Origin of the sequence: Pseudomonas edaphica (assembly GCF_005863185.1) — a bacterium.
Classification (GTDB): domain Bacteria; phylum Pseudomonadota; class Gammaproteobacteria; order Pseudomonadales; family Pseudomonadaceae; genus Aquipseudomonas; species Aquipseudomonas edaphica.
This window is the reverse complement of record NZ_VBVZ01000377.1, coordinates 1-6,150: the sequence shown is the minus strand read 5'-3', so window position 1 is coordinate 6,150 and position 6,150 is coordinate 1. Positions and strand designations below refer to the sequence as shown.

Sequence of the window (6,150 nt, the reverse complement as noted above, 5' to 3'; positions counted from 1 at the left end):
CGAGTAGAGCGCTCAGGTCGATGAGTTGCTGGATGCCGAGGATGATGGCGCGGTGCGGGTCTTCGAGGTCGAAGGCCAGGGTGGCGGCCATTTGGTTGGCGGAATCGAGGTTTTCGGCGGCGTTGGCTAGGAGGGTTTCGGTGTCGATGTTGGGGCTGACTAAGAATAGGTTATTGGTTGCGTGGTCGGCGGGGGCGGTGTCGTCAGATGGGGGCAAGTAATGATGAATAGCGCGCTGCGCCGCAGCATGAAGCTTGGCATCAATGGGTTCAGCGTTTGAGGCATGAGGCGGATTCGGTGTGACCTTGTACATGGCGAAGCTCCTTTAGAATTCCAGGAACTACCAAACTCACTTCCACATGAGGGTGGCAGCTGTACGCAGGTGTGGAAGACCAGGGCTAAAGGACCCGGCGCACCGAAGTGCCCCGCGCACAGCCGCCATAAGCAATCATACAGACGTAAAAAAACGTCGGTAGGTGTTTATGGGCGATTGAACGCCTTCAGCTTGGTCGGACTTCCACATCCGGCCGCTGGATTGGCAGCGGCTGGAGGAGGTTAGCTAGGGGAGGTCTGAGGGGCAAGCTGAGAAAAGTGTGGGAATTTTCCCTGAGAGGATCATGGACCGAGGCAACATTATAGATATTGGCCTGACCATCTCCCTCCTAGATAGCTAATTGACATGGAACTATCGCTGGCGAATTAGGGGGCTTCGACCCGTGCATGATCAACACGACTATGCAAAAATCAAAGCCACTCCTTAATGAAAGGAAGCGCGGCAGCAGAGGTTCTCTCCTGCCCCTCTGGCTGAAACGATGGCTTTCTGCTAGCGTTCAGCAGGCACGCTGTTTAGTTGAATACTTAACGTATTTTCATTTTTTTGAGTTTTAGTCCCTTTATATGACCGTTAAGAAACCAAGCGCAATCGACCTATTCTGTGGAGCAGGTGGACTCACGACCGGATTAAAAGCAGCTGGATTTTCAGTACTTGCTGGATTTGAGCTTAATGAAACCGCGGCAGCCACCTACAAACTAAATCATAAAAAATCAAAGATTTTTATTGGCGATCTTTCTAAAATAGACCCTAAAAAAGTTATGGATAGCTTGGGTTTAGAACAAGGAGAACTAGATCTCCTAGCAGGCTGCCCTCCATGTCAAGGCTTTTCCACCCACAAGACACGCAACAGATCCAGCTCAGTAGATGACATTCGAAACGACTTAGTCTTCGAGGTATTACGCTACATAAAAGTTTTCCTTCCTAAAACCATTATGTTAGAAAACGTGCCGGGCTTGGCTAAAGACAAACGCATGTTAAAATTAAAAGAAGAACTTAATTATCTTGGGTATGTAATAAATGACAACACAGTAAAAGTTTTGGATGCTGCCGACTTCGGCGTGCCGCAACGCCGAAAGCGTATGATTCTACAAGCATCTCTTTTTGGAATTATCAATGAACCAGACAAGATAAAAATCAGGACAACAGTAAAGCAATCGATTGGCGCACTGCCTATACCTGGCTTTTCAGGAGATGAGCTTCATGATCTACCTGTTTTGAGAAGCGAAAAAGTATCAACGATAATCGAAAATATTCCTACCAACGGGGGCTCAAGGAGTGACCTTCCAATTGAGCTTTGGCTACCCTGCCACATCAAACGACCAGGCTCGTATAAAGACGTATATGGGCGGATGTCTTGGGATGACGTAGCGCCGACAATTACTGGTGGTTGCACCAACCCATCTAAAGGTCGATTTATACATCCGGACCAGAATCGTTCAATTACACTTCGAGAAGCTGCTTTACTTCAAACATTCCCTAAAAAATATAAGTTTTCTCTAAGTCGAGGGAAGGACTACGCAGCACTAATGATAGGTAACGCGCTTCCACCCTTATTAATCAAAGCTCACGCATTAAAGTACATACAGCATCTAAAGTCGATTGAAACAGGGAATGTAAAATGACTAAGCGCTTTATTATGAAATTCGATCCCAGAACTATCGACCATTTGGGTGTTCGAATGTACTCTACGCTTCCACCCGCTCTTGCTGAGTTGATCTCAAATGCATATGACGCGGATGCATCAGAGGTAAAAATAAACCTTGCCGAAACTGCGTCTGGGCCATCTTCTATTAGTGTCACAGACGACGGGCATGGAATGAGTGCCCTCGACATTCAAGAAAAATTTCTCGTCATTGGAAGAAATCGTCGACAGAAAGAAGGCGACGAGCCCACCACACGATTCAAGCGACTCGCCACCGGTAAAAAAGGCTTGGGGAAACTTGCACTCTTTGGACTTTCAAAACATATAACCATAGACACGATTAAGGACGGACTACAAAACCGGTTTAGCTTAGACTGGGACACTCTTATGACGTCTGAGGGTGAGTATTCGCCCACTCATGAAATCAACAACCAAAAAACTAATCGCCCGTCCGGTACCACTATTAAGCTCTCGAAGCTGAAGCGGCAGTCGGGCTTCGACATTGAAGCGCTGGCAGATAGCTTATCTAAGATATTCATCTCCGACACAACATTTAGTATTATCTTAAACAAAGGCATTGAGCGCGCCATTGTAAACGAACAGCGTCGATACAAACACTTCAATAAAGAATTCGAATGGGATCTGGACGACTATATCGAGGAGGATTCTAAATACAAGGATGTAATTGGAAAACTCTTTACCGCTGAAACTCCGATCCGCCCTAACTCTGGATTACGCGGGATATCTATTTTTTCACGTGGAAAACTCGTTAATGCTCCCGAGTTTTTTTCAAGCAGTACTTCTAGCCATTTTTACCAATACCTCACTGGCTGGATTCGAGCCGACTTCATTGATGAACTTGATGAAGACGTAATTTCAACCAATCGCCAATCTATAAATTGGGACAATATTGAGATGTCGGAGTTTCGCGAATTCCTTTCCGACACTATTTCCAAAGTTAATAATAGCTGGCGTGAAAAAAGAAGAGCAAAGAAGGGAACTACTATCAAAGAGGCCACTGGCATCGACACTGAAAAATGGATGTCTACCATGCCCCAAAACATCAGGGAGCAAACATCCATAATCCTTGACACCCTGAACAACGATGAGTCTATAACGAAATACGTTCCAATCGTCGAAGCGCTACACGAGCTGATACCAGAATATCCACAACTCCATTGGCGGCATTTACATTCATCACTCAGAGATCGGGTTCGTAGCTATTATGAGAATCAACAGTATGGTGACGCAGCTGACCAAGGAGTTAAAATTTATTTTGAAACCATTAGGAACATCTCAGGCCTTAAGTTTGATGGGGCAGAATTAATAGGCAAGGCATTTGGCACAAGGCCACCCATAATTCAAGTTGCGGATATAACTAATGAATCTGGAGATAACATTCAGAAAGGACAGGATCATTTATCCAGAGGGCTATTCATGGGATTTAGAAACCCTTTGAACCATGCTCCCATCGACACGCTCGTACCCAGTACATTCTCAGAAGTAGACTGCTTAGATATCCTTAGCCTAACTTCTTATTTGGTCACTCGGATAGAGACCGTAAAAGAGTCGTTTGAAAAGGAGTAAACAATCATTTTCTCTGGAACGTTAAAAATTCCGGAATATTGTAACTAGAATACCACATCCGGCCTGGAGTTAACAAAGGAACGCTTACGATATACTTCAAGAACACGACTCACGACAGGCCACTAATTCAACTCAGCACTTTAAAATATTAAGATGCTCCACCACCATTCTTCATCGCAACTTGACGGAGACTTCTCTAATCCTACCGGAAGACCTATCTACCTATTTCGAGGGCTTAGTCAGAGCCAACGGCCTGCCTGCGAGCCAAATGGGGAGGGGCCGTTCTTTGCGACTATATCGAGAACGAAGAATACTGACCGCTTAGCCCGAGCGAGCAAGAAAGGTCACTGACCAAGGAAAATTCGCCACCATTGCCCAAGTGACAGCGATACTCACCAAGCGCAGGAACCAGACTATGGATTGATTGGCTTGAAAAAAGCACTCGGAAATTTGGAAGACGAGGCAAGCTATATCGCTTTCGCAGATCCAAAAGCGGCTGACAACCTCTCCAATGCCATTTTCGCTATAGAAGATAACCTATCACAGCTTCCCGCAATGGGATACTAAGGTAGAGCCAATACATGGGTGGATGGGAGGTCTCATACTGATCTTACCTGTTAACGCATCAGTAACGAGATCATCGCCTCCAAATGATCGGCGTATTCATACAGTGCCATTGCTCCGAGTGGTGAAGCACGCGAACTACACCTCCGCGACACTAAAGATTTAGCTCTAACAAACTGCGCGGCATTCGCCTTGCCCGCTCGGCGCCTCAATCTCCGACAAACCGCTCTCCCACCCAGCCGCCTCTGCGTCGCCTAGGAAGTGGTCACCCTAAGAACTCTGACTTTCAGAACGGTCATAATGGCCATTGACTTCATTACCATTTCCGTATCAATGTGTTTGAGCTGTTAAGCCGCGTCCCAAAATAATCTCCCGTGGCACATGCCCAAGCTTGGCTGGTTTGGTAAGCTAGCGACTGATCGGATGGAGTCGGAGCTATGACAGACAAAATTAAACCCCTTAAATCGGTAGGCTCTTCACACCGCGTCGCCGTTTCGATTCCTACTAAGTTATTCGCTGCTCCTTGGAGATAACTTAGACCTCAAAAAAATGACCAAATACTGCTACGTACACTTCCAATTCCCGGGCAGTCTCACGATCCAACGGAAATGGCTTCGCAACCAAAAATAAGACCAGAAGGGAAATATGGGAAAAAAAATAGGAATAATACTTGGCAACGGCTTTACGATAGATTTTGTAAAATATCTTTCAAAGCATAATGCTGTAATAAAAGAAAAAATCAACGTTGCCAACCTTTTCGCCGACGGTAGTGTTTTACGATGGCCGCTTGATAACAGACCCGGCTTTCTTTCATACAAACACTGTCCAAATTTGTGGACCGCTGGAGCCCGATCACATCTAAGCTCAGCCGAAACTCTCGAAATTCTTGAGCGAGTTGTGACATGTGCCAATGTGTACTCGCTTAAAAAAACTGAAACCATTAATGATAAAACAGGGAATGGTTTTTTGCAGGCGTACAAAGAACTTGTATCCTACCTAAAGTACTTATTCATCCACTATAATGCTGCGATTCCCGAGATCCCCCCAGAAATAGCTGATTGGTCATGGTCAAAATTTCTGATCCAACTACAAAACGACCCGGACGTCGAAGAAGTAGTTCTTATATCATACAATTATGACATTTGGGTAGAGCGAATTCTTACTCTAATTGGAATTCCTTTTAGCATTCCTATGCTTGCTCAAAATGATGAAGCAAAATTTCATCTATTCAAACCGCACGGTTCTATTAGCTACCTTCACAAAAAATCGCTCCCCAAGGATTCATTTTCCATAAACTACAATTCATTCTTTCTCGACTGCCCTATTTCAGACATTAAAGTTTCCTATACTGACCTTCACCAACACACACCGGTTAATTTTATTATCCCTCCAGCAGGTGAATCTGGACGTAGTTCAAGCACTTGGGCTCAATCAATCAGAAACGAATGTAAATCCAGGATTGCTAATTTTAGAGAAGGAGATATTGCAGTGATTTGTGGCCTATCCTACTGGCATGTTGATCGGGCGGAAGTTGACACCCTGCTAAACTCCATGAATTCAGATATGGACCTTGTACATTTAGATCCGTTCCCCTCTAAAACTTTAGACGCTGTATTGAACAGCTTATTTTCGCGTTATACACATTTAGCTTCAAGCGAACTACTTGAGGAGTATCCAATATGAGCAAGCTACTAGAGCGCGCATCAAACAATGTTAGTATTTCTAACTTTTACGAAGAGTATATCGTTGGCAAATACAATATGAATCCCCCCTATCAAAGACTGAGCGTTTGGAGCCCAGAAAAAAAAGCATTCTTCATTGATTCGATTTTGAAAAACCTGCCAATCCCCCCTGTATTTTTAAGGCAAAAAATCGATGATAACACCGGAAAAACAAGTTATGAAGTCATTGACGGGAAACAACGCTTAACTTCAATTGTTGAGTTCATTGAGGATGGTTTTCCTACTTCGGACGAAGCGGACGATCCATTCCATGATGATGAGCTTGCGGGAAAATTATTTTC

The 6,150-nt window shown here is 44.7% G+C and carries 6 protein-coding genes; 5 read left to right on the top strand and 1 reads right to left on the bottom strand.

Annotated elements, in window-relative coordinates; genetic code table 11:
* Nucleotides 1-313 (bottom strand): DUF6124 family protein (locus tag FEM54_RS21975; RefSeq protein ID WP_138452991.1); only part of this gene is annotated, 313 nt, incomplete at its 3' end.
* 584 nt (nucleotides 314-897) lie between these two features.
* Here FEM54_RS21975 and FEM54_RS21970 point away from each other — a divergent pair.
* The 5 genes from FEM54_RS21970 to FEM54_RS21950 form a co-directional block, all read left to right on the top strand.
* The gene (locus FEM54_RS21970; RefSeq protein ID WP_138452989.1) at nucleotides 898-1,956 is read left to right on the top strand and encodes a DNA cytosine methyltransferase; all 1,059 of its coding nucleotides are present in this window, start codon (nucleotides 898-900) and stop codon (nucleotides 1,954-1,956) included.
* Nucleotides 1,953-3,563, top strand: a complete 1,611-nt coding sequence (locus FEM54_RS21965; protein WP_138452987.1) for a TIGR02391 family protein — start codon at nucleotides 1,953-1,955, stop codon at nucleotides 3,561-3,563. Before FEM54_RS21970 ends, FEM54_RS21965 begins: the two co-directional genes overlap by 4 nt.
* Before the next feature lie 429 nt (nucleotides 3,564-3,992).
* Nucleotides 3,993-4,130 (top strand): type II toxin-antitoxin system RelE/ParE family toxin, encoded by a 138-nt coding sequence (locus FEM54_RS21960; RefSeq protein ID WP_138452985.1) that lies wholly within the window; start codon nucleotides 3,993-3,995, stop codon nucleotides 4,128-4,130.
* Between the two features lie 642 nt (nucleotides 4,131-4,772).
* On the top strand, nucleotides 4,773-5,810 hold the full coding sequence (locus tag FEM54_RS21955) for an SIR2 family protein (RefSeq protein ID WP_138452983.1): 1,038 nt from the start codon (nucleotides 4,773-4,775) through the stop codon (nucleotides 5,808-5,810).
* A partial coding sequence (locus tag FEM54_RS21950) for a DUF262 domain-containing protein (RefSeq protein WP_138452980.1) occupies nucleotides 5,807-6,150 on the top strand: 344 nt, incomplete at its 3' end. The genes FEM54_RS21955 and FEM54_RS21950, both read left to right, overlap by 4 nt.